The organism is Pseudorhodoferax aquiterrae (assembly GCF_014652235.1).
In the GTDB taxonomy this organism is placed as follows: domain Bacteria; phylum Pseudomonadota; class Gammaproteobacteria; order Burkholderiales; family Burkholderiaceae_C; genus Pseudorhodoferax; species Pseudorhodoferax aquiterrae.
In genome coordinates, this window is the sequence record NZ_BMYK01000013.1 from 81,604 (window position 1) to 107,443 (window position 25,840).

A 25,840-nucleotide genomic window follows, 5' to 3' on the forward strand; every position below is an offset into this window, starting at 1 on the left:
GGTGAAGGTGATGAAGTCAGGGGGACGGCTGAACATGGCAACGGCCCTCCCCTAGCGCTGACCGCACGGCAAGCGAAGCGCGCAGGCCCGAAGCTGGAAGCCGGGCCGGAGGCGTCAGCCGAGCGGAGCGAGGGAACGATGGAAGCCCGTCAGGGGCGAGACGCCGCAGGCGGCTCGATGCGAAGCACGACAGCGCGACCGGCCATGTCTGCTTGGCCGGGGACGCACGATCGTCCTACCATCCCACTGTGGAGGAAACCATCATCAACAACGACGCCCCTTTGGAGAACATGCTCCACCGCTCCAATGCCTTGCACGAACGGCTGGACGAACTGCTGCGCGATGCCGAGTTCGATGGATCGCCCCGTGGTGAATCAACCCTCGGCATGTGCTTGGTCGCTATGGAGCATGCGGCGGCAATGCGAGCATTGATGTCGCTGCGACTGCCCACGTCCGCGGTCGGCCTCATGCGTTTGCAGTTCGAGGCCCTGACGCGGGCAATGTGGCTGCTCTACGCGGCCAGCGACGCAGCGATCGACAAGTTGCTGGCGCCACTGACGCAGCAGAGCGAACAGGCAGCCAAGAACTTGCCTGGCGCCAGCGAAATGATCGAACAGATCGGCAAGCGAGTCGGACAAGGCGCGCCGGCAGCCGCGCACCAGATGCTGTCGCACTTCAAGGATGTGACCTGGCACGGCATGAACTCATTCGTGCATGGCGGCATTCATCCGCTGCGGCGCAGTGCCGACGGCTTCCCAGTCGATCTTGCGCTGCAAGTGCTGCGCAGCTCGAACGGTCTGACGACCATGACCGGCATGACGATGGCAGTCCTCACCGGCGACGAAGCCGTGGCCAAGCCGGTGAGCAAGATCCAGCCGGCATTCGCCGACTGCCTGCCGGATCTGCTGAGACCTTGAACGGGGCATCTTGCGATGCCCCGCGCGAGATCATTCAATGATTCGCCCGGCCAGCCGCGCATCGCGCGCATAGGCGCTCAACCGCTTTTCGGCACGGAACGACAGGTCGCGTTCGATCGGCAGCCCCAGCCCGCCGCGCACCGTCGCCAACTCGCCCAGGCTGACCCAGCCGATTTCCGGCATCCCCAGGCCCAGGTCGCAAAGGCCAAAGGCGTGATCGTGGTCGTCGGGATCAATCTCGGTCAGCAGCCAGGTCGCGCCGGCATCCGGCGTGAATAGCTTGACCACGGGCGCCGGATCGAAGTCCGCGTTCTCCAAGGATTCTCGGCCGTTGGCCAGCAGCACGATGCGCTGCTCGTCAGTGATGAGTGCGTTGTTCACGATGAACTCCTGAAAGGTTGCCGGGCGGAATTGCCCGACCCTTCCGGGGCACGGCGCAGCGCAAGCAGTCAGGGGTCAACGACGGCCGCCAGGACGCAAGCGCCATCGGCGCGCAGCCCTTGACAACGAGCACGCCGTGGCACGATGAAGGGAACAGCAAGACCGCCACCCCCCGCACCTCCGCGCACTCCGGCTTTCGACAAGCGCAGAGCGCGGGCAGGCACGGGCTGGAGCTGCGCCGCTGGGCGCAGCAAAGAAAGGGGGGCGCAGCCCCCTTTCTCACAGCCAGCCGCGTTCGGCGAAAGCCGTCGTCTGGCCCCCTGCGACGATGATGTGGTCCAGCGTGCGCACATCGATCAACGCCAGCGCCTGCTTGAGCCGCTGGGTCAGCGCTCGATCAGCAGCGCTCGGCTCGGGATTCCCGCTTGGGTGGTTGTGAGCGAAGATCACTGCTGCCGCGTTGTGCTGCAGCGCTTCCTTGACTACTTCGCGTGGATGAACCTCGGTGCCGTCGATTGTTCCACGGAACATCTCGACGTATTCGATCAGCCGATGGCGCGTATCGAGAAACAGGACCGCGAAGACCTCGTGCTCGAAGCCCGCGAGCCTGGTGCACAGGTACTCCTTGACCGTCGCCGGCGAACTGAACTCGGCACCACGCTGCATCTTCTGGTCGATGACCCGACGCGCAGCGTCCAGGATCTGGTCGGCCGACGCCGGCAGGTAGCGGCCACGGCCGTCACGCACCAGCAGCGAGGCATCGGAAGAGAGGGAAAGTTGCGACATGATCGTGCTCCGGTTGCTCGGGCGGAATTGCCCGAAACCGGCGCCAGCACGGCGCAGCGCAAGCAGTCAGGGGGCGAAGCCGGCCGCCAGGACGCCAGCGCGCACCGCGCGCGCCGCCCTTGACGGCGAGAACGCCGTGGTACGGTGAAGGGAAACAGCAAGACCGCCCCACTCCCTCGCACCCCGGCCCTTGGCAAGCGGAGCGCGCAGGCCCGCCAGGGCCGGAGGCGTGAGCCAAGTGGAGCGAGAGGGCGATGGAAGCCCCAAAGGGGCGAGCCCCGCGCAGCGGGGCTCGATACGGAGCACGACAGCACGGCCCGGCTGGGGACTCTCGAAAACGGCATTCTTCGAGATATTTCCCCGTCGAGCCGTACCAACCGCGGTCACACCTGGCCTGAGTGTGAGGCTAACTGGTAGAATTGGCCAGACTTGGCAATCGAATATGGCCGCCCTTCATGGATTCCAAATGACTGAAGTCGACAGCGAGATCCTCACGCTCGAAGAGGTCGCGGCCTATCTCAAAGCCGGGAAACGAACGGTCTATCGCCTGGCTCAGAAAGGAGAGATTCCGGCGTTCAAGTTGGGAGGGACATGGCGTTTCCGGCGGTCTGAATTGGATGCCTGGATCGCTGACAGCATCGGCAAAAAGAAACCAGAGGCAGACTGAGCTTTGGATCGGGGCCAGTCGCTTATGGAACACAAAGGGGAGAACCGGCGTTGACGACACCACAGCTTCTGACACCGCACCAGCGGCAGTACGTTGCCTGGCTGCTCACACGCCGCGCGGCGGGCGATTCCGTGGAATCGCTGGCTTCGACATTGGTCGATTCCCAAGTCGATCTCAATCCGCATCAGGTCGATGCGGCCCTCTTCGCCTGCCATAACCCCCTGTCACGCGGAGTGATCCTCGCTGACGAGGTGGGGCTCGGCAAGACCATCGAAGCGGGGTTGGTCATCTCGCAGCGCTGGGCCGAGCGGCGACGCAAGATGCTCATCATCGTGCCGGCCAACCTCCGCAAGCAGTGGCATCAGGAGCTGCAGGACAAGTTTGGCCTGCAGGCACTGATTCTCGAAGCGAAGAGCTACAACACGGCGCGCAAGCAGGGGCAGCTGAATCCCTTCTTGGCGGAGTCAGGTCCCATCATCTGCTCATATCAGTTCGCCAAGACCAAGGCCAACGACATCAAGGCCATCCCCTGGGATCTGGTCGTGCTGGACGAAGCGCATCGCCTGCGCAACGTCTACAAGACCAGCAACGTCATCGGCAAGACGCTCAAGGAGGCGATGGCGCATGTCCATTCCAAGGTGCTGCTCACAGCCACGCCCCTGCAGAACTCGCTGCTGGAACTGTATGGGTTGGTCAGCATCATCGATGACCGCGTCTTCGGCGACCTGGACAGTTTCCGTTCCCAGTTCACCGGCCGAGGGCAATCATTTGAAAGCCTTCGCGAGCGGATTTCGGCGGTTTGCAAGCGCACTTTGCGCAAGCAGGTGCAGCCCTACGTTTCCTACACCGCGCGCAAAGCCATCGTTCAGGAATTCACGCCGTCCGCCGAAGAGCAGGAACTGTCTAGGCTGGTCGCTGATTACCTGCGGCGCCCGAATCTTCAGGCGCTTCCGCAGAGCCAACGCCAACTGATTTCGCTCGTCCTCTGGAAGTTGCTGGCGTCCAGCACGCACGCCATCGCCGGCGCGCTGGAAACGATGTCAAAGCGCCTGCAAGGCGTGCTCGCAGCGTCCCCGGTGGTCGATCTGACCGAGGAGCTGGACGAGGACTACGAGTCGCTCGACGAGACTGCAGAAGAATTCTCCGATGGCGACAACGGCGCGGTGCTGGATGCCGCGGCACTGAGCCAAGGCGAGCGGGATGCCATCGCAAGCGAGATTGACGAGCTGCGCCATTTCAAGACCCTGGCCACCAGCATTCGCGACAACGCCAAGGGGATGGCGCTACTGACGGCGCTCGACCGCGCCTTCGTCGAACTAGATCGGCTTGGCGCTGCAAAGAAGGCCATCATCTTCACCGAGTCCCGGCGCACACAGGATTACCTGCTGAGCCTGCTGGGTGAGACGACCTACGGCGATGGCATTGTCCTCTTCAACGGCACCAATAGCGACCCGCGTGCACAGGCCATCTACAAGGACTGGCTGAAGCGGCACGAGGGCACGGATCACATCACCGGCTCCAAGACTGCAGATACTCGCGCTGCCCTCGTCGAGCATTTCAGGGAGCGAGGAACGGTCATGATCGCCACCGAGGCCGGGGCCGAGGGGATCAACCTCCAGTTCTGCTCGCTGGTCATCAACTACGACCTGCCCTGGAACCCTCAGCGCATCGAACAGCGCATCGGCCGCTGTCATCGCTATGGGCAGAAGCATGACGTGGTGGTGGTCAACTTCGTGGATCGCAGTAACGAGGCCGACGCCCGCGTGTATGAATTGCTGGCGCAGAAGTTTCAGCTCTTCGAAGGCGTGTTTGGCGCCAGCGACGAGGTGCTCGGTGCCATCGGCTCGGGCGTCGATTTCGAACGACGCATTGCCGAGATCTATCAGAACTGTCGAGAGCCTGCCGAGATCAAGGCCAGTTTCGAGCAGCTTCAACTCGACCTCTCTGGCGAGATCAACGAGGCAATGGTCAAGACGCGCCAACTCCTCCTGGAGAACTTCGACGAGGAAGTGCAGGACAAGCTCCGCGTCCGTGCCGAAGACAGCCGCAGCGCCCGGAGTCGATTCGAACGGATGCTGATGGAGCTGAGCCGGGCGGAACTGAGCGAATTCGCAAGCTTCGATGACGACGGATTCCACCTGCAGCGAGTGCCGGACGGCATCGATGCCAGCGCGCGCGCTGGTATCGAACTGGGGCGCTATGAGTTGCCCCGTCGCTCCGGCGACGCGCACCTGTACCGAATCCATCACCCGCTGGCTTCGTGGGTCACCGAGAAGGCCAAGGCCCGCACGCTTGACGGTGCCAAGCTCGTCTTCGACTACGACGCATACGGCACCAAGGTGAGCACCCTGGAGCCTTATCGCGGCAAAGCGGGATGGCTCACGCTGAAGCTAATTGAAGTCGATGCGTTGGGCAACCAGGAGCAGCACCTGCTGGTTACGGCCATCACGTCGGACGGCATCACTCTGCTGGAAGACGATCCCAGGAAGCTCCTGCGCCTGCCCGCCGTTGCCCAGCCGCCAAGCCTGTTCCGCAGCGCGGCGGACTCCGCGCTGTCGTCCAACGTCGAGGTCCGCAAGACCGACCTGCTGCGTGAGATCAATCAGCGCAATCTCGGCTACTTCGAGCAAGAAGTACAGAAGCTGGATGCGTGGGCCGACGACCTGAAGCTAGGCCTTGAGCAGGAAATCAGAGAGATTGACCGGCAAATCAAGGAGGTGCGCAGCACTGCCGCCATCGCGCCGACGTTGGAAGAAAAGCTGTCCTGGCAAAAGAAGCAACGGGAGCTTGAGGGCAAGCGAAGCAAGCTGCGGCGGGAGTTGTTCGCCCGGCAGGACGAGGTGGAGGAACAGCGCAATTCCCTCATCAGCCAACTGGAGATCCAGCTCCAGCAACACGTGGTCGAGCAGACGCTTTTCACCGTGGAATGGGAGCTGATCTGATGGCGACAGCACCCATTCGTCCTCTTGAGCTGGACCTGCTGTGCCAGAAGCTGGACGCGGACTACGCAGCCCTCATCACCGGATCGGGCACAAGCCCTGAGTCCCGTCGTAGCAACTTTCTGTCCAAAGCCATTGCGGCATTTGTACTGCATGAAGCGGCCGGAGCAACGCTGGAAGAGTCCGTTGCGGCCAGCATCGACGGGGGCCTTGATCACGGCATTGACTCGGTGTTCGTCGCCAATGATCAGACCATCTGGCTGGTCCAGTCCAAGTACAAAGACACAGGTTCCGGTGAACCCGAACTTGGCGATGTCTCCAAGTTTCGCGATGGCGTGACCGACCTTGTCCGAGGTCGCTGGGAGCGCTTCAACAACGCACTCCAGAATCGCAGCCTGGCAATTACCGATGCGTTGAACAGCGGCATCTGCAAGATCAAAGTCGTCCTCGCCTATTCCGGCACAGCCGTATCCGATGACCGCCGAGACATCTTTTCCGACCTTGAGCGCGCCTTCAATGGCACCAATCCCGGCTTTCTGCGCTGTCATGCCTATGGGCTGACCACCCTGCACGACCTCCATCTGGACGGCGTATCGGCCCAGGCGATCGAGGCCGATATCGAGTTAAAGGACTTCGGCCATACGCAAGAGCCTTATCGGGTCTTCTATGGCCGCATGGACGCCAAACGGCTGGCAGAGTTGTGGGTGCAGCACGAAGAACGTCTGGTCGACAGGAATATCCGGCGCTTCAAAGGAACGACGACGGTCAACGCCGGCTTGACCGAGACGTTGCAGCAGGAAGCCCGACACTTCTTCTATTTCAACAACGGCGTCACCTTCCTCTGCGAGGCCATCAACGAGCAGCATCCTCGCGATCCCCATCGGGAGACTGGGAGGTTTCGTGTCCGCGGGCTTTCCATCATCAATGGTGCCCAGACTGCTGGTGCCATCGCCAAGGAACCGATAGCGCACTACGACGCCAATCCAGCCATGGTCATGGCGACCTTTGTATGTCTGGACAATGCACCCGACGGATTCGGCGACCGTGTAACACAGTCCCGCAACCGGCAGAACGCAGTTGACCTGGAGGACTTCGCTGCGCTGGACGAGCGGCAGACCATGTGGCAGCAGACGCTGCAGATGGCCGGCATCAATTACGTCGTCAAGCATGGCGAGGATGATCCTCCCCCATCTCCCACAAGCTTCGGTGCTCGCGAGCTGGCCCCCTACCTGGCCTGCACAGTGACCACCAACGACTGGCCCGACTACCTGGTCGCAGCCAAGTCGGACAAGAAGAAGCTCTTCGGTCGAGAAGGCCTTGTGCCTGCAACCGATCCGTTGCGCCAGTCCTACGAGCGTCTGTTTGCCGACTCGCTGACGGCCAAGCAGATGTGGCGCATCGCGCAGATTGGTCGGGCGGTTGTCGGCAAGGTTCGTGATCGCGCCAGCGCCGAGGCCGATCCGCTAGGCCTGCCTGCAGGCACGCTGCCCGCCAAAGAGATTCTCAGCCACGGCGCCTGGCTGGTCCTGCACGTGATCTTCATCAGGCTGCAGTTGCAGAACGGACCCGAGCTGAATCTCAGTCCGGATGAACTGACGACGCTCTCTCGCGAGATCGACCTGGTCGCAGATCGGTTGGTCAACGCTGCGCAGGCCGTCCAATGGAACAAGCAAGCGCGCAGTGTCTTCGAGAACAAGGCGGACTGTCGATCCGTGAAAGGTCGACTGATGGCGGCCTTGGCGCAACATAACCAGGGAGGTAATCCGTAGTGCTGGCGAACATCAAGGGTCTTGTCGACCGACTGGAGCTTTCCCAGGCCAAGGCCATGATGCCTCTCTATGAGGCCATCTCAAATTCACTCGACGCAATCGAAGAGCATCAGGATGGTTTCATCAATCACTCGATTAGCATCCGGCTGGTGGCAGCCAACGATCTTGCCCATCAAGCCGGGGACGGCACTCTGGTCGTGGACGGCTTTGATGTCATCGATGACGGCGTTGGCTTCAATCACAAGAACCTGGCCTCGTTCAAGGAGGCCCACACGCTGTCCAAGGTAAAGGTTGGCGGCCGAGGTGTTGGCCGCTTCACCTTCCTGAAGGTCTTTTCGTCCGTGCGCATCCGCAGCGTCTTCAAGAGCGACGGCAAGAATCTGCTTCGCGAGTTCGACTTCAGCATCGAAGACGAACTGAAGGGAGCGGACGTCACGTCGGAGGTCCACGAAGCGTGCGGCACCCAGACGTCCTTACGAGGTATGGACGACAAATATCGTGCTGGGTGGCCCACCCACCCCGAAACCATCGCCGAACGCATCATTGCGCACTTCCTCATCCGGTTTGCGGCGCGGTCCTGCCCACCAATGACGCTGGAGTCGCCTGGACACGCACCGATCGACTTGCACGCCCTGTTCCAGTCCACGGTGCTAGCGCACATCGAAGAGCAGTTCTTCGAGGTTTCCGGCCACACCTTTGCTTTGCAAGCCTACCGTCATCGCGATGGGCGCTCGCGCCACGAGCTGAACCTGTGCGCCAACGGGCGCGAAGTCACCACGACGAAACTGCGGGACCTCCTGCCGGAACTGCCCGAGAAGTTTCTTGATGAGGAACAGGCGCCTTACACCCTCATTGTGCTGGTCACCGGGGAGTATCTGGATGACCACGCCAACCAGGAACGAACGCGCATCGCCTTCCAGAGCGATGAAGAGCCGGAACTGGAGCAGACCCTCGTATCAAGGCGAGCCCTGAATCAAGGCATCGCTGGCGCGTTGCGGCCACTGCTGACGGGCGACCTGCAGTCCACCAATGACGAGAAACGCGCCCAGATCGAGAAGTTTGTCGAACAGGCTCCCGAGTACCGGGCGCTCACCCACCCCCGCTACAAGGAGGTCATCGAGCAGATGATTCAACCCGGCCTGTCACAAGACAAGCTGGATGAAGCCTTGCTGCGCGTGAAGCGAACCGTTGAAGACGAAGTTCGCAAAGAGGCCAGGCACGTCGCCGCGCTGTTCGAAACCGAAACCTTTGAGCAGTACCAAGAGAAGTTCAAGGACATCGCCGAAAAGGCCAACGAGATCGGGAAGGCGCAGCTCGCCGCCTACATCGCGCACCGTCGAACGATTCTTGACTTGGTGAACAACAGCCTCAGAAAAAAGCGCACCGACGACAAGTATCCGCTGGAGCGGGTCTTGCACAAGATGATCTTCCCCATGGGGGTGACTTCGAAGGACATCTTCTTCGAGCAGCAAAACCTTTGGGTAATCGACGAGCGCTTGTGCTACCACACGCTGCTCACCTCGGACAAGAAGTTGAAAAGCGTTGCGGGCCTGGATGAAACCTCCGGCCGCGAGCCGGACATCTTTGCCTTCTTTTATGACACGCCCATCGGCGTTGCCGAGGCCGACAACTTGCCGGGCGGTGGCGTCGTCATCATCGAGTTCAAGCGGCCGGGGCGGGACAACTACGACAAAGACCCTGCCGATCAGGTCATCCAACGGTTCAGAGAAATCGCCGAGGGTGGCGTCACGGACGTTGATGGGCGCCAGATCAATCCCGCCAACCTGCGATACACCGGCTATCTCATTGCCGACCTGACGCCGTCATTGCATCGGCAAGTGTTCGGCCGCTATCACCGGACCGCTGACAACGAGGGCTACTTCTCTCCCTTGGCGACTGGCAACGGGTATATCGAAATCCTCTCCTACGACAAGCTGATCAAGGATGCAGAACGCCGCAATCGCATCCTGTTTGACAAGCTTGGCCTGCACAAGAATTAAGGTGGCATGACCATGAGCAAGCAAAAACTAGAACTTACCTGGATCGGAAAGGAGAAGCGGCCAAAGCTGGAACCGCGCATCCTGCTCGAAGATCCGGAGAAGTCGTACCACGCCAAACGTCGCGTCGCGGATAACGACATTTTCGACAATCGACTCATCTACGGAGACAACCTGCTGGCGCTGAAGGCGTTGGAACAGGAGTTCTCAGGCAAGGTGAAGTGCATCTACATTGACCCTCCGTTTAATACACAGCAGGCTTTTGAGCACTACGATGATGGATACGAACACTCCATTTGGCTCGGATTGATTCGAGATCGTGCTGAAGCACTCCGGCGCTTGCTGTCTGACGATGGCACCTTGTTCGTCCACATCGACGATAACGAGTTGGGGTACCTGATCGTATTGCTTGACGAAGTCTTCGGTCGCGCCAACCGAGTGTCGGTTGTCTCATTCAAACAGGGATCTGCAACCGGACACAAGTCGATCAACCCTGGAGTCGTAAGCACCACGAACTTCATCCTCATCTACGCCAAGAATAAGTCGGCGTGGGCTCCAAATCGCGTATTCACGGCTCGCGCAGAACGAGACAAGCGATACGGGCAATTCATTGAAAACTTCGCTGAACCGTATTCAGGGTGGCGCTTCACGACACTAACAAAGGCATTTGCGCAAAGCCTCGGAATCTCCGAAAAGGGAATCAAGAAGGCTCTTGGTGATCAGTACGAAGACCTCCTGTCGGATTTCGTTATGAGGCACGCTCAGCAGGTGGTTCGTCTCGCGCGCCCTGACTACAACGCCGTGAGTAGTGAGGCTCGCGGCATGATCGACCAATCCAAGACAACGCCCGGCGAAGTATTGCTACTTGAACGTGAAGCACATTCAAATATGTACTTCAGCAACGGGGAGCGAATCCTTTTCTACTCGGACAAGCTAAAGCTGATTGATGGCCAGTATGTGGCCGGCGAGCCGCTCACCAGCCTGTGGGACGACATCCTTTCCAACAACCTACACAACGAAGGTGGCGTTGAATTCCCGAAGGGCAAGAAGCCGGAGGCGCTTATCAAGCGATGCTTTGACCTCGCCACCAAGCCTGGGGACATCGTCCTTGATTCTTTTGCAGGCTCGGGAACAACTGGTGCAGTGGCCCACAAGATGGGGCGTCGGTGGATCATGGTTGAACTGGGCGACCATTGCCACACCCACGTCATTCCTCGCCTTAAAGCTGTCATCAACGGCGACGATCAAGGCGGCATCTCGAAGGCCGTTGGATGGCAAGGTGGCGGCGGCTTCCGCTACTACAGCCTCGCGCCTAGCCTGATCGTCAATGATCGCTGGGGCAATCCTGTGATCAATCCCGAATACAACGGAGCGCAGCTGGCCGAGGCTTTGGCCAAGCTGGAGGGGTTTACTTACGCGCCGTCGGAAACGCTTTGGTGGCGGCACGGCTACTCCAGCGAACGGGACTTCATTTGCGTCACCACGCAGAACCTGTCCGCCGATCAGTTGCAAGCCTTGTCGGATGAAGTTGGCTCCGATCAGAGCCTACTGGTCTGCTGCTCTGCGTTTCGCGGCGTGACTGCGGCGCAAGCCGCACAACGGTGGCCGAACCTGACGCTGAAAAAGATTCCCAGGATGGTGCTGGCCCGCTGCGAATGGGGCCACGACGACTACAGCCTCAACGTTGCAAACCTGCCGATGGCAGAGCCTGACCCGATTGAGCTGCCATTGCCAGCCGATGTGGCCAAGAAATCAAAGATCAGAAAAGTGGCTGCTGGGCAAGGCGGTCTGTTCGGGGAGAACGAATAATGAACAGCCGCGCACTGCATGCCGTCACTGGTCGCCTGTCCCTTCGCCCGCCTCAGGCGGAATCCCTCACCAAGCTGGCGCGCGCGATCGATGCTGCGCCTGAGTTGCTGGGCCACGAGCGGGATGTCGCTTCCATCCTCGCCACGTTGAAAGCCGAGTTCACCACCCTGGAGGATTTCGAACGCGAGTTTCCCTCCCTGTGCTTTGCGCTGGCTACGGGCGTGGGCAAAACGCGGCTGATGGGCGCGTTCATCGCGTACCTGCATCTGGCACACGGCATCAACAACTTCTTTGTTCTCGCACCCAACCTCACGATCTACAACAAGCTGATCACGGACTTCACGCGCAACACGCCCAAGTATGTGTTCAAGGGCATCGCTGAGTTCGCGCAACAGCCACCGCTGATCATCACAGGCGACAACTACGACCAGAGCGGCGCGGCGGTTGACGATCAGCCCCAGGGCTTCGCGCACGACGTGCGCATCAACATCTTCAATATCTCGAAGATCAATTCCGAAGTGCGCGGCGGCAAGGAGCCGCGCATCAAGCGCATGCGTGAGGTGCTGGGCGACAGCTACTTCAACCATCTCGCGAATCTTCCCGACCTGGTGCTGCTAATGGACGAGTCGCACCGCTATCGAGCAAGTGCAGGCGTCCGGTCCATCAATGAGCTGAAGCCGCTGTTCGGACTCGAAGTCACGGCGACGCCGTTCGTGGAATCGAGCAAGGGCCCGGTGCCGTTCAAGAACGTGGTCATGGACTACCCGCTGGCACGGGCGATGGACGATGGCTTCGTCAAGGAGCCGGCGGTCGTCACCCAGCGCAACTTCAAGGCCAGCGATCACACGCCGGAGGAAGTCGAAAAGACCAAGCTGGAAGATGGTGTGCGCCTGCACGAAACCACGAAGGTGGAGCTGCTCACCTACGCTCGCGAGAATGGCGTCAAGCCGGTCAAGCCCTTCATGCTCGTCATCGCGCGAGACACCACGCACGCGGCACAGCTGAAGGCGTTGATCGAATCCGTGCAGTTCTACGAGGGCCGCTATGCCGGCAAGGTGATCCAGGTCGACTCCAGCCGCACAGGTGCTGAAGAAGAAGAGATGATCACCCGTCTGCTGGCCGTCGAGAGCGTGGACGAGCCGACCGAGATCGTGATCCACGTCAACATGCTCAAAGAAGGCTGGGACGTGACCAACCTCTACACCATCGTGCCGCTGCGTGCCGCCAATGCACGCACGCTGATCGAGCAGAGCATTGGTCGCGGTCTGCGCTTGCCCTACGGCAAACGCACCGGCGTGGCGGCGGTGGATCGCCTGAACATCGTCGCCCACGACAAGTTCCAGGAGATCATCGACGAGGCCAACCGGGGTGATTCGCCGATCCGCCTGGCGCGTGTCATCCTCGATGCGCCGAATGCAGAGGAGAAGAAGGTCAGTGTTCAGGTCGTGTCTGGCATTGCCGCTCGCCTTGGCCTGACCAGTGCACCGATTGCCGAAACAGGCGCCACCGGAACAACGCACGCTGTCGAGGCCACAGTGGTGCCAGTCCCGATCTTCACTACCGAAGCGGAGAAGCAGGCCGCGCGCGTAGTGATGGACGTCATCGGCAAGTACGAGGTCAATCGAGACCTTGTGCCGACCAGCAGCGCGTTGCTCAAGCCCGAGGTGCAGCAGGAAATCCTGGCGGAGGTGGCCGAGCGCCTGAAGCCGCTCCAGGGCGAGTTGCTGGCCGGCGTGGATGAAGTCGCTCCGGTGCTCGACCTTTCTGCCGTCGTCGCCAGAACTACAGAAATCGTGGTTCAGCAGACCATCGACATCCCACGCATCGCGGTTGTGCCCGCTGGTGAGGTCACGACGGGCTTCCATGCCTTCAAGCTGGACGTGAGCCAACTTCACCTCCAGCCTGGCCAACGGGAGATCGTCGGACAGATGCTCCGCACGAACGAGCAGTTCACCCTGGCCGCCGAGATCGGGTTGCGGGAACAACGCCCGGAGGACTACATCGTCCATGCCCTCGTGGACTTCGATGACATTGACTACTTCACCCACGCGGACCTGCTCTATGACCTTGCGGGCCAGATGGTGCAGCATCTGAGGAGCTACTTGTCCGAGGAAGAAGCCATCAGCGTGCTGGATCGGGACCGCCGCTTGATCGCGCGCGAGATTCACGCGCAGATGATGACCCACTTCTGGGAGGAGGCGACCGAGTACGAGGTGCAGGTGAGCCGCGGCTTCACCGAACTCAAGCCCTGCAACTACACCGCCACGGCCGGCCAGACCGCCCGCCACTTCCGGGAGACCGTGACCGAGACCAGTCGCATCAAGCAGATGCTCTTCGGTGGCTTCTCGCGTTGCCTGTACCCGTTGCAGAAGTTCGATTCAGACACCGAGCGGCGCTTTGCCGTCATTCTGGAGCGCGACACATCGAAGTGGTTCAAGCCCGCGAAGGGGCAGTTCCAGATTTACTACAAGCTCGGCACAGAGCAGCCGGAATACATCCCCGATTTCGTTGCCGAGACGGACGCGATCATCTTCATGGTGGAGACCAAGGCGCGTGCCGACATCAACACGCAAGAGGTTCAGGCCAAGGCCGCTGCCGCCATGCGCTGGTGCAAGCACGCATCTGATCACGCGGCGAGCGTAGGCACCAAGCCCTGGAGGTACCTGCTGGTGCCCCATGACGAAGTCAGCGAGTCGAAACGGCTCGCGGACTACCTGCGCTTTGAGGTCAAGGCTAATTGAGATGCCCTCGACCGATTTTGGTGAGCAAGACCGATTCCGGCGAGGCACCCAGGCGAAGGGAATGATGGACTTCGCCGGGCACTTCGGTGCGCAACCGTCGTGGCCACGGCCGCACGATCACAGAGAAGCAGCCCATGGCACGAATCAGAAAGATCGAAATCGCCAACTTCCGCGGCATCCAGTTGCTGGCCTGGTGCCCGACGCCTGGCATCAACTGCCTGATCGGCCCGGGCGACAGCGGCAAGTCCACGGTACTGGACGCGATCGATCTATGCCTGGGAGCCAGGCGCAATGTCCAGTTCTCTGATGCGGACTTCTTCGGACTGGACATCACGACCCCAATCAGCATCACGCTGACGCTCGGCGACCTCGATGACAGCATGCGGACGCTGGAGGGCTTTGGTGCATACCTGCGCGGATACCACGCCAACACTGGCGTCGTCGAGGACGAGCCCTCTGCCGACGCGGAGGTTGTGCTCTGCTTGAACCTGACGGTCGCCAGTGACCTGGAGCCCTCGTGGACCCTTGTCTCCGACCGCGCCGCACAGCAAGGCATCATCAAGACACTCGCATGGAAGGATCGCGTCGCCCTGGCGCCCACTCGCATCGGCGCCCTAGCGGACTTCAACCTGGGATGGCAGCGCGGCTCCGTACTGAACCGCATCTCGGAGGAGCGAGCCGACGCTTCAGCCGCTCTGGTCAAGGCCGCAAGGGATGCGCGCAGTGCCTTCGGAGACCAGGCCGAACAACAGTTGGGAGAAGCGCTGGGGATCGTCACCACCACTGCTCAGCAGCTGGGCGTCAACATCGGCGCTAAGGCCAAGGCGCTGCTGGATTCGCATTCGGTGTCGTTCGGTGGTGGCACCATCTCCCTGCACAACGAAAGCGGCATCCCGCTTCGCAGCCTGGGCGTCGGGTCCACGCGTCTGCTTGTCGCTGGCCTGCAGCGCAAGGCGGCCGGTCAGGCGTCGATCGTCCTCACGGACGAACTGGAGTACGGGCTGGAGCCGCACCGCATCGCGAGGTTCTTGGGCTCCCTCGGCGCCAAGGAGGCCGCTGCTCCGCTGCAGGTGTTCCTCACCACCCACTCACCCGTGGCGCTGAGAGAACTGTCGGGCGGCCAGCTCTTCGTGCTGCGCCGCGGCCCCCTCGGCCATGAGGCTCGCTTGGTCGGCGCCGACAATGACATCCAGAGCACGATCCGCCTCTACCCCGAGGCCTTCCTGGCTGGCTCCGTGGTCGTGTGCGAGGGAGCCAGCGAGATCGGCCTGCTGCGCGGCCTGGACTTGTACAGGCTTGACCAGGGGAATGCGTCACTGGCTGCATTGGGCGTGGCCCTCGTCGACTGCGGTGGCGGGGAGCCGGATCGACCGTATGCCCGCGCCGCAGCGTTCCAGTCTCTGGGCTACCGGGTGATGGTGCTGCGCGACGACGACAAGAAGCCCACACCTGCTATCGAGCAGGCTTTTGTCCAGAACGGTGGCACCGTCGTCGCCTACCGAGCGGGCCGGGCGCTGGAGGACGAGCTGTTCGGCAGTCTCACGCCGGCAGCCTGCCAGAGGCTGATCGGCTACGCCAACGAATTGCATGGCGACCTGATCGTCGAACACCTGCGCACCGTCTCGAACAACACGCTCACGTTCCAGCAGGTCTGGGACGAGATCCAGAACACCGGCCACCTGTCGGCCGAATGCCGGGCCATCCTTGGTCAGGCGGCGCGCATCCGAAAGGCGGGCTGGTTCAAGTCCATCTCGTGGATGGAGGATGTGGCTAGGACCATCGTTGCACCGGACCTGCATCTTTGCGATCAGGGCTTCCGTGCTCTGATGGACCAGGTATTCGGGTGGGCCACTGATGGACCACGTTGAAATCGACCTTCGTGCAATCGAACGCGGAACCGTCACCGCACCGGCCGGCTGCGGCAAGACACAGTTGATTGCCCACGCGCTTGCCGGGCATCGGGGCAACAAGCCCATCCTCGTGCTGACACACACGAATGCCGGGGTCGCGGCCCTGCGTGGCCGGCTGGACGGCGCCGGTGTGCCAGCCAGCGCCTATCGATTGAGCACGATCGATGGCTGGGCCATCCGGCTCATCTCGACCTTTCCCGGCCGCAGCGCCCACGATCCGGAGATTCTGCGGTTGGCTACACCTGCGCGGGACTACCCGGCAATCCGCGACGCCGCCTGGAAGCTCCTGCAAGCCGGGCACGTCAGTGAGGTGCTAAAAGCCTCATATGCGCATCTGATCGTGGATGAGTACCAGGATTGTTCGGTGCCCCAGCACTACATCGTCTATTTCCTCTCGTTGATCTTGCCGACCTGCGTGCTGGGCGACCCCATGCAGGCGATCTTCGGATTCCGGGGCAATGCGCTGGCCGACTGGAACCAGCAGGTGTGCGCGCATTTTCCTGTCGTCGGGGAACTGGCAACGCCCTGGCGATGGCGCAACGTCGGCGCGGAAGCGCTGGGACAATGGTTGCTGGAGGCCCGCCGGTTGTTGGCGGTGGGGCAGTCGGTGGATCTGCGTAGTGGGCCACCGGAGCATGTGACCTGGATGCAGGCCGTACCACCCAACGACCATGCCCAGCGCCTAGCCGCTGCGAGGACGGCATCGCCAACCTCTGACGGGCGCGTGCTCATCATCGCCGATAGCCGCAACCGAGCAGCACAGCAGAACTTTGCGAGCCAGACGCCAGGCGCTTCGACGGTCGAGGCCGTCGATCTGCAAGACCTCATCGCCTTCGCCAGCAACTTTGATGCGGGGGCACAGAATGCCCTCGCGCAGTTGCTGGCGCTGGCGCAGAGCGTCATGACCAATGTGGGCGTGGCGGAGTTGACGCGGCGCCTGGAGTCGTTGGCAAAGGGAACTGCAAGGAATCCTCCGAACGAGGCAGAAAGCCGCGCACTGGCGTTCGGGCGCGCGCCCTCTCTCGCTGCGGCCGCCGCGCTGTTGTCGGAGCTGCGGGCACTGCCGAACGTGCGTGTGCATCGGCCGGCCATCCTCTACGGGGTGCTCAAGGCGCTCCGAGAAGCCTCGTCGGGGGCCGTCCCTCTGACAGAAGCGGCCCGGCGCGTGCGGGAAGAAAACCGGCTGTTGGGGCGCCCGCTACCAAAGCGCGCCGTCGGCAGCACGCTGTTGCTCAAGGGGCTGGAAGCCGAAGTCGCGGTGCTGCTAAATATCGAGGGCATAAGTGCGCAGAACCTCTACGTCGCCATGACCCGGGGGTCGATGAAGCTCGTAGTGTGTAGCGCCACTCCAGTGATCGGTTAGAGATACTTCTTGAACGTCGCCGTCGCGCTGAGCAGAACCGCGTTGGTCCGCAGGATCAGCAATGTATTCATGAAGCGATCGGCCTTGGCTGCATGGAAATTGCCCTTCTACGCTACAACAAGTTGTCTCGATAGGTACTGAACTTCACCATGTCTCCATGCAGCGTACCCATGGAGTCCGAGGTGGAACAGCTCTCACAAACATCCGACGCGCTCCCCTTGCCGGGAACGGGAGCCTACGAGGAGTTGCCGCAATTCCCGAAGCGCAGTCCCCTTCCCTTCCGGCGCACCATTCGCCGCCAGGAGCTGCGGCTGATCGTCCCCTTGGCCGAAACGACGATCTACGAAATGGAGCGCCGCGGCGAGTTCCCGCGTCGCTTCAACCTGACGCAGCGTTGTGTCGTGTGGGACTTGGCTGAAGTGGAAGCGTGGGTCGAAGAACGAAAGCATGCTCCGCGCACCGGCGTCTCGAAGCCCGATGTCCACTTACGAAGAACCCGCCCTGTCCGGGCGGGTTCAAGCGAGGAATAAAGCCGAGCCACAGCACTTATCCCACCAAGGCTTCGAGCTCCTTGGCCGCCGAGCGCAGCAACCGGCGGCCTTCCTTCGCCACGTTGACTTGCAAGGCCACCCGCGCCACCTCCTGAACGTCCCTGGTCAGCGAATAGCTGCCCTTGGCCTGCAACCAGGCCAGCACGTCCGCCAAGTGCCAGATCGACGCACTACCTTCATGCACCGGCGCCGGGAAGCTGCCCGCATGGGCCAGCATCAGCTTGCGCATGTTCTGCCGCGACACGCCGACGATCTCGGCCACATCGGTCAACCCGACTAGATCCGGCGCCATCTCGATCAACCTGGCCGACGGTACGGCGCTGCGCACGTCGGCCAACGCGCTGAGCACGGCCGCGTCCGCGCTGTCCGCCTCTCGGGTGAACTCCAAGGCCAGCCGCCCCGGCTGCCCGATGCCGATCAAGGCGTCGTCGCAGCCGGCCTCGCCCAAGCGCTCTACCAGCGCATCGGGGGCGTGATCATCGTCGGCAAGCTGGTATTTCAGGGTGAAGGTGTATTCCATCGTGCTACTCCTCGGCGCCGCCTTCAGCCTCGCGCTGCTTGCGATGCGTGGTGCAGTTGTCCACGACGCGCCGCAGAGCGCGTGCATGGTTGCCAGGGTTCTTCGGCGTGCTCCATACGCTGGTGATGCAGAACTCGCCGCAGCGACACTCCTCATCGTTGTACGGACAATAAATCCGGCCCCAGGCGTGGCTGCCGCCGACTTCGACGCGCCAGCCCTGCCCTTCGGCGTGCCTGAGAGCTTCCTCGACCTCTTTCTTCGGATGAGAGGGACGGGCCATCAGTGATCTCCAGTATCGGGATGACCGGCAAGGTTGTCAAGCGACAACCTTGCCGCCGTTTCATACCGTCGCGCTCAACACCGGCACCACCACGTTGTCCGGCATCAGCTTCGGCACGTAGGTCTGCCCGTCGATCCAGGCATCGACCATGTTGGCCCACTCCTGCAGCATGTGGCGCCGCTGCTCGGCATACTCGGCCTTGTTGTAGACCGAACGCGAGGAGCGCCCGCCTTCCTCATGCGCCAGGCACTTCTCGATCCAGTCGCGGTTGAAGCCCACCTCGTTCAGCAGCGTCGAGCCGGTGCGACGCAGGTCGTGCACGGTGAACGGTTCCAGCGGCAGGCCGGCGGCCTTGGCCCGCTCTGCCACGATCTGCGTGACCCTGTTCAGGGTCGCGTGGGACATGCAATGGTCGGAGTCGTAGCGCGACGGCAGCACGAATTTGGAGCCGGCTGCGCAGGTATGCAGCGCCACGAAGATGTCGAGTGCCTGGCGCGACAGATAGACCACGTGCGGATTGCGCCCCTTCATGCGCTGCTTCGGGATCGTCCAGGTCGCGCTCTCGAAATCAACCTCGTCCCAGGTGGCCTCGATCAGTTCGCTCTTGCGCACCAGCGTCAGGACGATCATGCGCAACGCCAGCCGGATGGTTGGATAGGTGGCCACCGACTCCATCTGCCGCGACATCAGCCGGATCTCCTGCGGTGACAAGGCACGATCCTTCGGCACGAAGGTCGCGATCGACGCCGCGCCCACGTCGTCGGCCGGGTTGTCCACCTTCTCGCCGTGCAGGATGGCGAAGGCGTAGACCTGCTTCACGATGTCGCGGATGTGGACCGCAGTGGCAGGCGCACCGCGCGCCTTCACCTTGTTGCAGAGGGCGCGCAGGTCATCGGCCGCGATTTCGTTGAGCTGCCGATTCTGGAACGCCGGCAGGATGTCCCGATCGATGATGCTCTTGCGCATCGCCTTCGTGCTGTCGGCCATCCGGGCGCCCGCCAGCCACTTTTCGGTCATGTCGCCAAAGGTCTTGGCTGCGGTCAGCCGACGCTTCTCGCGCTGCTTTTCCAGCGCGGGGGATTTACCCTGGGCGACGGCCTTCTTGGCGTCGATTAGCTTTTCGCGGGCCAGGGCCAGCGAGATGCCTGCCGGCCCGTAGCGGCCGATGGTCAGCGTCTCACGGCGGCCGTTGAGACGGTAATCGTAGCGAAAGGTGACGGTACCGACGGGCGATACCGTCACGTACATGCCATCGCGGTCAAAAGCCTTATAAACCTTGGGCTTAGGCTTGAGGTTGCGCAGTGCGGTGTCGGTAAGCATCGAGGTTTTTCCTCCTGTTCGTGACGGCTTTTACCGTCAGGGGCCAGGAGACCTGCTGATGCTCGGAAAGCCGCATGAAACAAGCTTTCCTGAGGAGCGATTTACCGTCAAAGACCGGTTTGGTCTGGATAGTAAACGGGAGGGTCTTAATCCGGCCTCCGGTTTCTACCGTCACCTCTACCGCCAATCCGTTTTGCTGGCCGGCGATAGCCACCGATAGCTGCCGTGACGTATTTATTTTTAAATCAACACGTTACGTCAGTTTTTCGATAGATCACGATAGTCCCCGAAGGACCTGATTTCATTCCCACTCGATCGTCGCAGGCGGCTTGCTGCTCACGTCGTAGGTCACGCGGTTGATGCCGCGCACCTCGTTGATGATGCGGCTGGACACCTTCTTGAGCAGGGCATACGGCAGCTCGGCCCAGTCGGCCGTCATGAAGTCACTGGTCTGCACGGCGCGCAGCGCGACCACGTAGTCGTAGGTGCGGCCGTCGCCCATCACGCCCACGCTCTTGACGGGCAGGAATACGGTGAAGGCCTGGCTGGTCAGGTCGTACCAGGTCTTGCCGGTGGCCTCGTCGCGGAAGTTGCGCAGCTCCTCGATGAAGATCGCGTCGGCACGGCGCAGCAGGTCGGCGTACTCCTTCTTCACTTCGCCCAGGATGCGCACGCCCAGGCCAGGGCCCGGGAAGGGGTGGCGGTAGACCATCTCGGGCGGCAGGCCCAGTGCCACGCCGAGTTCGCGCACCTCGTCCTTGAACAGGTCTCGCAGCGGCTCCAGCAGCTTGAGGCCCAGCTGCTCGGGCAGGCCACCGACATTGTGGTGGCTCTTGATCGTGACGGCCTTCTTGCTCTTGGCGCCGCCGGACTCGATCACGTCGGGGTAGATGGTGCCCTGGGCCAGCCATTTCGCCCCCTTGGCACCAGTGCCAACGAGCTTGGCCGCCTCCTGCTTGAACACCGTGACGAACTCGCCGCCGATGATCTTGCGCTTGGCCTCGGGGTCGCTGACGCCGGCCAGCTTGCCGAGGAACAGATCGCTGGCATCGACGCGGATGACCTTGGCGTGCAGCTTGCCGGCGAACATATCCATGACCATGTCGCCCTCGTTCAGGCGCAAGAGGCCGTGGTCCACGAACACGCAAGTCAGCTGGTCGCCGATGGCGCGGTGGATCAGCGCCGCAGCCACGCTTGAGTCGACGCCGCCGGACAGGCCCAGGATCACCTCCTCGTCGCCGACCTGCGCGCGGATCTGCTCCACGGCCTCGGCGATGTGGTCCTTCATGATCCAGTCGGCGTTCGCGCCGCAGATGCCACGCACGAAGCGCTCCAGGATCGCGTGGCCCTGCTTGGTGTGCGTGACCTCCGGGTGGAACTGCACGGCATAGAAGCGCCGTGCCTCGTCGGCCATGCCGGCGATGGGGCAGCTGTCGGTGCTCGCCATGAGCTTGAAGCCGGGCGGCAGCTCGGTGACCTTGTCGCCATGGCTCATCCAGACGTCCAGCATGCCGTGCCCTTCGGGCGTGGCGAAATCCTGGATGCCCTCGAACAGCCTGGTGTGGCCGCGCGCACGCACCGAGGCGAAACCGAACTCGCGCTTGTGGCCGCCCTCCACCTTGCCGCCCAGCTGGTGGGCCATGGTCTGCATGCCATAGCAGATGCCCAGCACCGGCACGCCGAGCTCGAACACGGCCTGCGGCGCCTTGTCGGTGGTGTCCTCGTAGACGCTGGCATGGCTGCCCGACAGGATCACGCCCTTGAGATGGCCGTCGGCCGCGTAGGCGCGCACCCATTCGTCCGTCACGTCGCAGGGATGCACTTCGCTGAGCACATGGGCCTCGCGCACGCGGCGCGCGATCAGCTGCGTCACCTGGGAGCCGAAATCGAGGATGAGGATCTTGTCGTGGTTCATGGCTTGCGAAAGTGAAACGGGCAGCGTGTGCTGCCCGTGCCGTGGAGATGCGGTTGGAATCAGGCCTGCGGCGGAATGCGCAGCACCTGGCCGGGATAGATCTTGTCCGGGTGCGAGAGCATGGGCTTGTTGGCCTCGAAGATCTTGGGGTACGCGTTGGCGTTACCGTAGAACTTCTTGGCGATGGCCGACAGCGTGTCGCCGCGCACCACGGTGTGGTACTGGCTCAGGTCGGCCGGCTCGGTCGAGACGATCTCGTCGTTGACGCCGACGACGCCTTCCACGTTGCCGCAGCACAGGACGATCTTTTCCTTGATCTCCTGCGTGGGCACGGTGCCGGACACGGTCACGATCTGGGTCGCGCCGTCGAAGGCGATGGTCAGCGCGTCGGCCGGCAGGTTCTGCGCGCGGATGTAGTCGCCGATGGCCTTGGACGCCACCGCATTTGCCGCCGCCAGCTTTTCCTGGCTGGTGGGCTCGGCGGCGGCCGCGGCCACCTCGGGCTTCTTGCCGAACAGTTTCTCGCCGGCTTCCTTGATGAAAGACATCAGACCCATGGATCGCTCCTTGTATACGGTTAGAGGGCGCGGATCATTCTGCCCGATAGTTCGGCGCTTCCTTGGTGATCTGCACGTCGTGCACATGGCTCTCGCGGATGCCGGCCGTGGTGATCTCGACGAACTCGGCCTTGTTGCGCATCTCTTCGATGGAGGCGCAGCCGCAGTAGCCCATGCTGGCGCGCACGCCGCCGGCCATCTGGTAGACGATGGAGATCATCGAGCCCTTGTAGGGCACGCGGCCTTCGATGCCCTCGGGCACGAGCTTGTCGGCGTTGGGGTTGCCAGTCGACGACTCCTGGAAGTAGCGGTCGGCGCTGCCCTGCTGCATCGCGCCGATGCTGCCCATGCCACGGTAGCTCTTGTAGCTGCGGCCCTGGAACAGGATGACCTCGCCCGGGGCCTCTTCCGTGCCCGCGAACATGCCGCCCATCATCACGGTGTAGGCGCCTGCGGCGATGGCCTTGGCGATGTCGCCGCTGTAGCGGATGCCGCCGTCGGCGATCAGCGGGACGCCCGAGCCGGCCAGCGCCGTGGCCACGTTGTCCACGGCCATGATCTGGGGAACGCCGACACCGGCGACGATGCGCGTGGTGCAGATCGAGCCCGGGCCGATGCCGACCTTGACCGCGTCGGCGCCGGCTTCCACCAGAGCCAGCGCGGCCGCGCCGGTGGCGATGTTGCCGCCGACCACGTCGACCTGCGGATAGTTCTGCTTGACCCAACGCACGCGCTCGATCACGCCCTTGCTGTGGCCATGGGCGGTGTCGACGACGATGGCGTCCACACCGGCCTTGACCAGGGCCTCGACCCGCTCCTCGGTGCCCTCGCCCACACCGACCGCCGCGCCCACGCGCAAACGGCCCGAGGCGTCACGTGCGGCGTTCGGAAAGCTGGTCTGCTTGGTGATGTCCTTCACCGTGATCAGGCCCTTGAGCTCGAAGGCGTCGTTGACGACCAGGAGGCGCTCGAGCTTGTGCTTGTTCAGCAGGGCTTTGGCGTCGACCAGCGTGGTGCCGTCCGGCACCGTGATCAGGCGTTCGCGCGGCGTCATGATGTCGCGCACGGGCACGTCGTAGCGCGTCTCGAAGCGCAGGTCGCGGCCGGTCACGATGCCGATGACCTTGCCGGCCTCGATGACCGGAAAGCCGGAGATGCCCAGTTCCTCGGACAGCTGCATGACCTGCAGCACCGTGTGCTCGGGCGTGATCACGACCGGGTCGCGCAGCACGCCGGATTCGTAGCGCTTGACGCGCGCCACCTCGGCCGCTTGTTGCTGGGCCGTGAGGTTCTTGTGCACGATGCCCATGCCGCCCTCTTGCGCGATGGCGATCGCCAATCGCGCCTCGGTCACCGTGTCCATGGCGGCGGACACCAGGGGCAGGTTCAAGGCAATGTTGCGGGAGAAACGGGTCGCGAGGGAGGTGTCCTTGGGCAGGACTTGGGAGTACGCCGGCACCAGCAACACATCGTCGAAGGTGAGCGCTTTTCCGAGGAGGCGCATGAGAAAGCTCCAAAAAAAAGATTGTACCCGCGTGCGATTTGCGCGGAAGCCGGCCGCTACACTGGCCCGATGCGCTCCGTGGTTGCTCTGCTGATGATCCTGGGAACGGCCCTGTCCTGGCCGGCCGCGGCGCAGTGGATGTGGCGCGACGCCAATAACAAGCCGGTGTTCAGCGACAGGCCGCCGCCGGCCGACATTCCCGACCGGAACATCGTGCAGCGTCCCAGCGGTGCGGCACGCGCTGCGCCGCCTGCTCCTGCATCGGCGCCAGCCGCCTCCGCCACGCCTGCGCCGCCCAGTGGCCAGGACAAGGAACTCGAGCAGCGCCGCCAGCAGGCCGAGGCCGCCGAAGCCGCCCGGCAGAAAGCCGCGCAGGAGGTGCAGGCCAAGGCCCGCGCCGAGAACTGCGCCCGCGCCCGGCAGAACAAGGCCAGCCTGGACTCGGGCATCCGCATCACGCGCACCAACGCCCAGGGCGAGCGCGAGTTCCTCGACGATGCCCAGCGTGCCGCCGAGCAGCGCCGCACGCAGGACATCATCGCGCGCGATTGCACGCCCAGCGCGCAGCTTCAGTAACCGGCCTTGGCGCCGGGCCGGCGCCTGGCGAACAGGCCCGTGGAGCGGGCACCTTGCTGCGCGAAGCGGTCGCGCCGCGCCACCTTGGGATCCACCAGCAAGGGCCGGTAGCACTCGACGCGGTCACCCTCGCGCAAGCGTTGCGCGGCCGTCGCCTTGCGGCCCCAGACGCCGGTGGGCATGTCGGCCAGCGCCAGGCCCTCGAAGGCCGCCAGCGCCTGCGCCGCACGCAGGGCATCGGCCAGGCAGGCGCCGGCCGGCAACTGCATACGGGCCTCGATCACCTGCCGCGGGCCGGCGGCCGCCACCACCTCCACGGTGATGGTAGGAGCGGCGCTCATCCGCCGTAGACCTGCTCGGCGCGCTTGACGAAGGCGTCGACCAGGCTGCCGGCGATGCGGTCGAACACGGGGCCGACGACGGCCGCGAGCGCCATGCTGGAAAAGCCGTAGCGCAGCTCCAGACCCACGCGGCAGGCACCCTGCGTGCCGTCGCCCACGGGCTGGAAGGTCCAGTCGCCCTCCAGCTTGGAGAACGGCCCCTTGACCAGCCGCATGCCGATCTGCCGGCCCGGCACGTGGGTGTTGCGCGTGGTGAAGCTCTGGTGGATGCCGGCGAACGCAATGCCGACTTCGGCCGTCATGCCGTCGGCGTGCCGCTCGAGCACGGCGGCGCGGTCGCACCAGGGCAGGAACTGGGGATACTGGTCGACCTGGGCCACCAGATCGAACATCTGTTCGGCGCTGTACCAGATCAGGACGGACTTCTGGACGGTTTTCATAGAATCGCGGATTCCGCCGGATTCTAGACAGGCTTGCTTGGCGGGCCTTCGTCCCCATCTGTACAGGCCATGGCCAAGAAACCGCAAGCAACTTCCTCCCGCATCGCCGACAACAAAAAGGCCGCCTTCAACTACTTCTTCGAAGAGAAGTACGAGGCCGGCATGGTGCTGGAAGGCTGGGAGGTCAAGGCCTTGCGCGAAGGCAAGGTGCAGCTGACCGACGGCTACGTGGTCGTGCGCGACGGCGAGATGTTCGTGATCGGTTGCCAGATCAACCCGCTCAAGTCCGCCTCCACCCATGTGAACCCCGACAGCGTGCGCACCAAGAAGCTGCTGCTGCACAAGGAGCAGATCAAGCGCCTCACGGGCAAGGTCGAGCAAAAGGGCTACACGCTGGTGCCGCTCAACCTGCACTGGAAGGACGGCAAGGTCAAGTGCGAGATCGCGCTGGCCAAGGGCAAGGCCGAGCACGACAAGCGCGACACCATCAAGGACCGCGAAGGCAAGCGCGAGGTCGAACGGGCGATGAAGTCGCGCAACCGCTGAAGCCGCCCGGG

At 62.9% G+C, this 25,840-nt stretch carries 22 protein-coding genes; 12 read left to right on the forward strand and 10 right to left on the reverse strand.

Annotated features, from left to right (window positions below; all coding sequences use genetic code 11):
- The first annotated feature begins 248 nt into the window (after positions 1–248).
- Positions 249–917, forward strand: a complete 669-nt coding sequence (locus tag IE209_RS19440) for a DUF6988 family protein (protein ID WP_189688567.1) — start codon at positions 249–251, stop codon at positions 915–917.
- A gap of 30 nt (positions 918–947) precedes the next feature.
- Here the strand turns inward: IE209_RS19440 and IE209_RS19445 are convergent, their stop codons facing one another.
- Positions 948–1,298: a DUF2958 domain-containing protein gene (locus IE209_RS19445; RefSeq protein ID WP_189688568.1), complete on the reverse strand. Its 351-nt coding sequence runs from the start codon at positions 1,296–1,298 to the stop codon at positions 948–950.
- Between the two features lie 279 nt (positions 1,299–1,577).
- Complete coding sequence (gene radC, locus IE209_RS19450) at positions 1,578–2,084, reverse strand: RadC family protein (protein WP_189688569.1); 507 nt, start codon at positions 2,082–2,084, stop codon at positions 1,578–1,580.
- 466 nt (positions 2,085–2,550) lie between these two features.
- On the opposite strand from radC, the gene mads1 reads away from it, so the two are divergent.
- The 9 genes from mads1 to IE209_RS19495 all read left to right on the forward strand — a co-directional run bounded on the left by mads1 (position 2,551) and on the right by IE209_RS19495 (position 17,809).
- A complete protein-coding gene (mads1, locus tag IE209_RS19455) occupies positions 2,551–2,751 on the forward strand; it encodes a methylation-associated defense system helix-turn-helix domain-containing protein MAD1 (protein WP_186130341.1) in 201 nt (66 codons plus the stop codon).
- 50 nt (positions 2,752–2,801) lie between these two features.
- Positions 2,802–5,693, forward strand: a complete 2,892-nt coding sequence (locus IE209_RS19460) for an SNF2-related protein (protein ID WP_189688570.1) — start codon at positions 2,802–2,804, stop codon at positions 5,691–5,693.
- Entirely contained in the window at positions 5,693–7,459 is a 1,767-nt protein-coding gene (locus IE209_RS19465) for an AIPR family protein (protein ID WP_189688571.1), read from the forward strand. Before IE209_RS19460 ends, IE209_RS19465 begins: the two co-directional genes overlap by 1 nt.
- A complete protein-coding gene (locus IE209_RS19470) occupies positions 7,459–9,459 on the forward strand; it encodes an ATP-binding protein (RefSeq protein ID WP_189688572.1) in 2,001 nt (666 codons plus the stop codon). Before IE209_RS19465 ends, IE209_RS19470 begins: the two co-directional genes overlap by 1 nt.
- A 12-nt stretch (positions 9,460–9,471) precedes the next feature.
- On the forward strand, positions 9,472–11,265 hold the full coding sequence (locus tag IE209_RS19475) for a site-specific DNA-methyltransferase (protein WP_189688573.1): 1,794 nt from the start codon (positions 9,472–9,474) through the stop codon (positions 11,263–11,265).
- Positions 11,265–14,006, forward strand: a complete 2,742-nt coding sequence (locus IE209_RS19480) for a DEAD/DEAH box helicase family protein (RefSeq protein ID WP_189688574.1) — start codon at positions 11,265–11,267, stop codon at positions 14,004–14,006. The genes IE209_RS19475 and IE209_RS19480 overlap by 1 nt, the downstream gene beginning before the upstream one ends.
- Positions 14,007–14,140: 134 nt before the next feature.
- A complete protein-coding gene (locus tag IE209_RS19485) occupies positions 14,141–15,874 on the forward strand; it encodes an ATP-dependent nuclease (protein WP_189688575.1) in 1,734 nt (577 codons plus the stop codon).
- The gene (locus IE209_RS19490; RefSeq protein ID WP_189688576.1) at positions 15,861–17,279 is read left to right on the forward strand and encodes a UvrD-helicase domain-containing protein; all 1,419 of its coding nucleotides are present in this window, start codon (positions 15,861–15,863) and stop codon (positions 17,277–17,279) included. The genes IE209_RS19485 and IE209_RS19490 overlap by 14 nt, the downstream gene beginning before the upstream one ends.
- A 170-nt stretch (positions 17,280–17,449) precedes the next feature.
- Entirely contained in the window at positions 17,450–17,809 is a 360-nt protein-coding gene (locus tag IE209_RS19495; protein WP_189688577.1) for a helix-turn-helix transcriptional regulator, read from the forward strand.
- Positions 17,810–17,825: 16 nt separating this feature from the next.
- Here IE209_RS19495 and IE209_RS19500 read toward each other — a convergent pair whose 3' ends face one another.
- The 6 genes from IE209_RS19500 to guaB form a co-directional block, all read right to left on the reverse strand.
- Positions 17,826–18,350, reverse strand: a complete 525-nt coding sequence (locus tag IE209_RS19500; RefSeq protein WP_189688578.1) for a helix-turn-helix transcriptional regulator — start codon at positions 18,348–18,350, stop codon at positions 17,826–17,828.
- A gap of 4 nt (positions 18,351–18,354) precedes the next feature.
- On the reverse strand, positions 18,355–18,630 hold the full coding sequence (locus IE209_RS19505) for a hypothetical protein (RefSeq protein WP_016448862.1): 276 nt from the start codon (positions 18,628–18,630) through the stop codon (positions 18,355–18,357).
- Between the two features lie 60 nt (positions 18,631–18,690).
- On the reverse strand, positions 18,691–19,950 hold the full coding sequence (locus IE209_RS19510; RefSeq protein ID WP_189688579.1) for a tyrosine-type recombinase/integrase: 1,260 nt from the start codon (positions 19,948–19,950) through the stop codon (positions 18,691–18,693).
- A gap of 301 nt (positions 19,951–20,251) precedes the next feature.
- Positions 20,252–21,865, reverse strand: coding sequence for a glutamine-hydrolyzing GMP synthase (gene guaA, locus IE209_RS19515; protein ID WP_189688580.1), 1,614 nt, complete (start codon positions 21,863–21,865; stop codon positions 20,252–20,254).
- 59 nt (positions 21,866–21,924) lie between these two features.
- Positions 21,925–22,422 (reverse strand): peptidoglycan-binding protein LysM, encoded by a 498-nt coding sequence (lysM, locus tag IE209_RS19520; protein WP_189688581.1) that lies wholly within the window; start codon positions 22,420–22,422, stop codon positions 21,925–21,927.
- A gap of 34 nt (positions 22,423–22,456) precedes the next feature.
- Positions 22,457–23,926 carry an IMP dehydrogenase gene (gene guaB, locus IE209_RS19525; RefSeq protein ID WP_189688582.1) on the reverse strand — a complete coding sequence of 490 codons (1,470 nt, stop codon included), beginning with the start codon at positions 23,924–23,926 and terminating at the stop codon, positions 22,457–22,459.
- Positions 23,927–23,995: 69 nt separating this feature from the next.
- Between guaB and IE209_RS19530 the strand changes: the two genes are divergently transcribed.
- Positions 23,996–24,502: a DUF4124 domain-containing protein gene (locus IE209_RS19530; protein ID WP_189688583.1), complete on the forward strand. Its 507-nt coding sequence runs from the start codon at positions 23,996–23,998 to the stop codon at positions 24,500–24,502.
- On the opposite strand, the gene IE209_RS19535 is transcribed toward IE209_RS19530, so the two are convergent.
- Complete coding sequence (locus tag IE209_RS19535) at positions 24,496–24,843, reverse strand: RnfH family protein (protein WP_189688584.1); 348 nt, start codon at positions 24,841–24,843, stop codon at positions 24,496–24,498. The two genes, IE209_RS19530 and IE209_RS19535, sit on opposite strands and share 7 nt — an antisense overlap.
- On the reverse strand, positions 24,840–25,283 hold the full coding sequence (locus tag IE209_RS19540; RefSeq protein WP_145548559.1) for a type II toxin-antitoxin system RatA family toxin: 444 nt from the start codon (positions 25,281–25,283) through the stop codon (positions 24,840–24,842). Before IE209_RS19540 ends, IE209_RS19535 begins: the two co-directional genes overlap by 4 nt.
- A gap of 69 nt (positions 25,284–25,352) precedes the next feature.
- Between IE209_RS19540 and smpB the strand changes: the two genes are divergently transcribed.
- Positions 25,353–25,829: an SsrA-binding protein SmpB gene (gene smpB, locus IE209_RS19545; protein ID WP_145548561.1), complete on the forward strand. Its 477-nt coding sequence runs from the start codon at positions 25,353–25,355 to the stop codon at positions 25,827–25,829.
- Positions 25,830–25,840 lie beyond the last annotated feature (11 nt).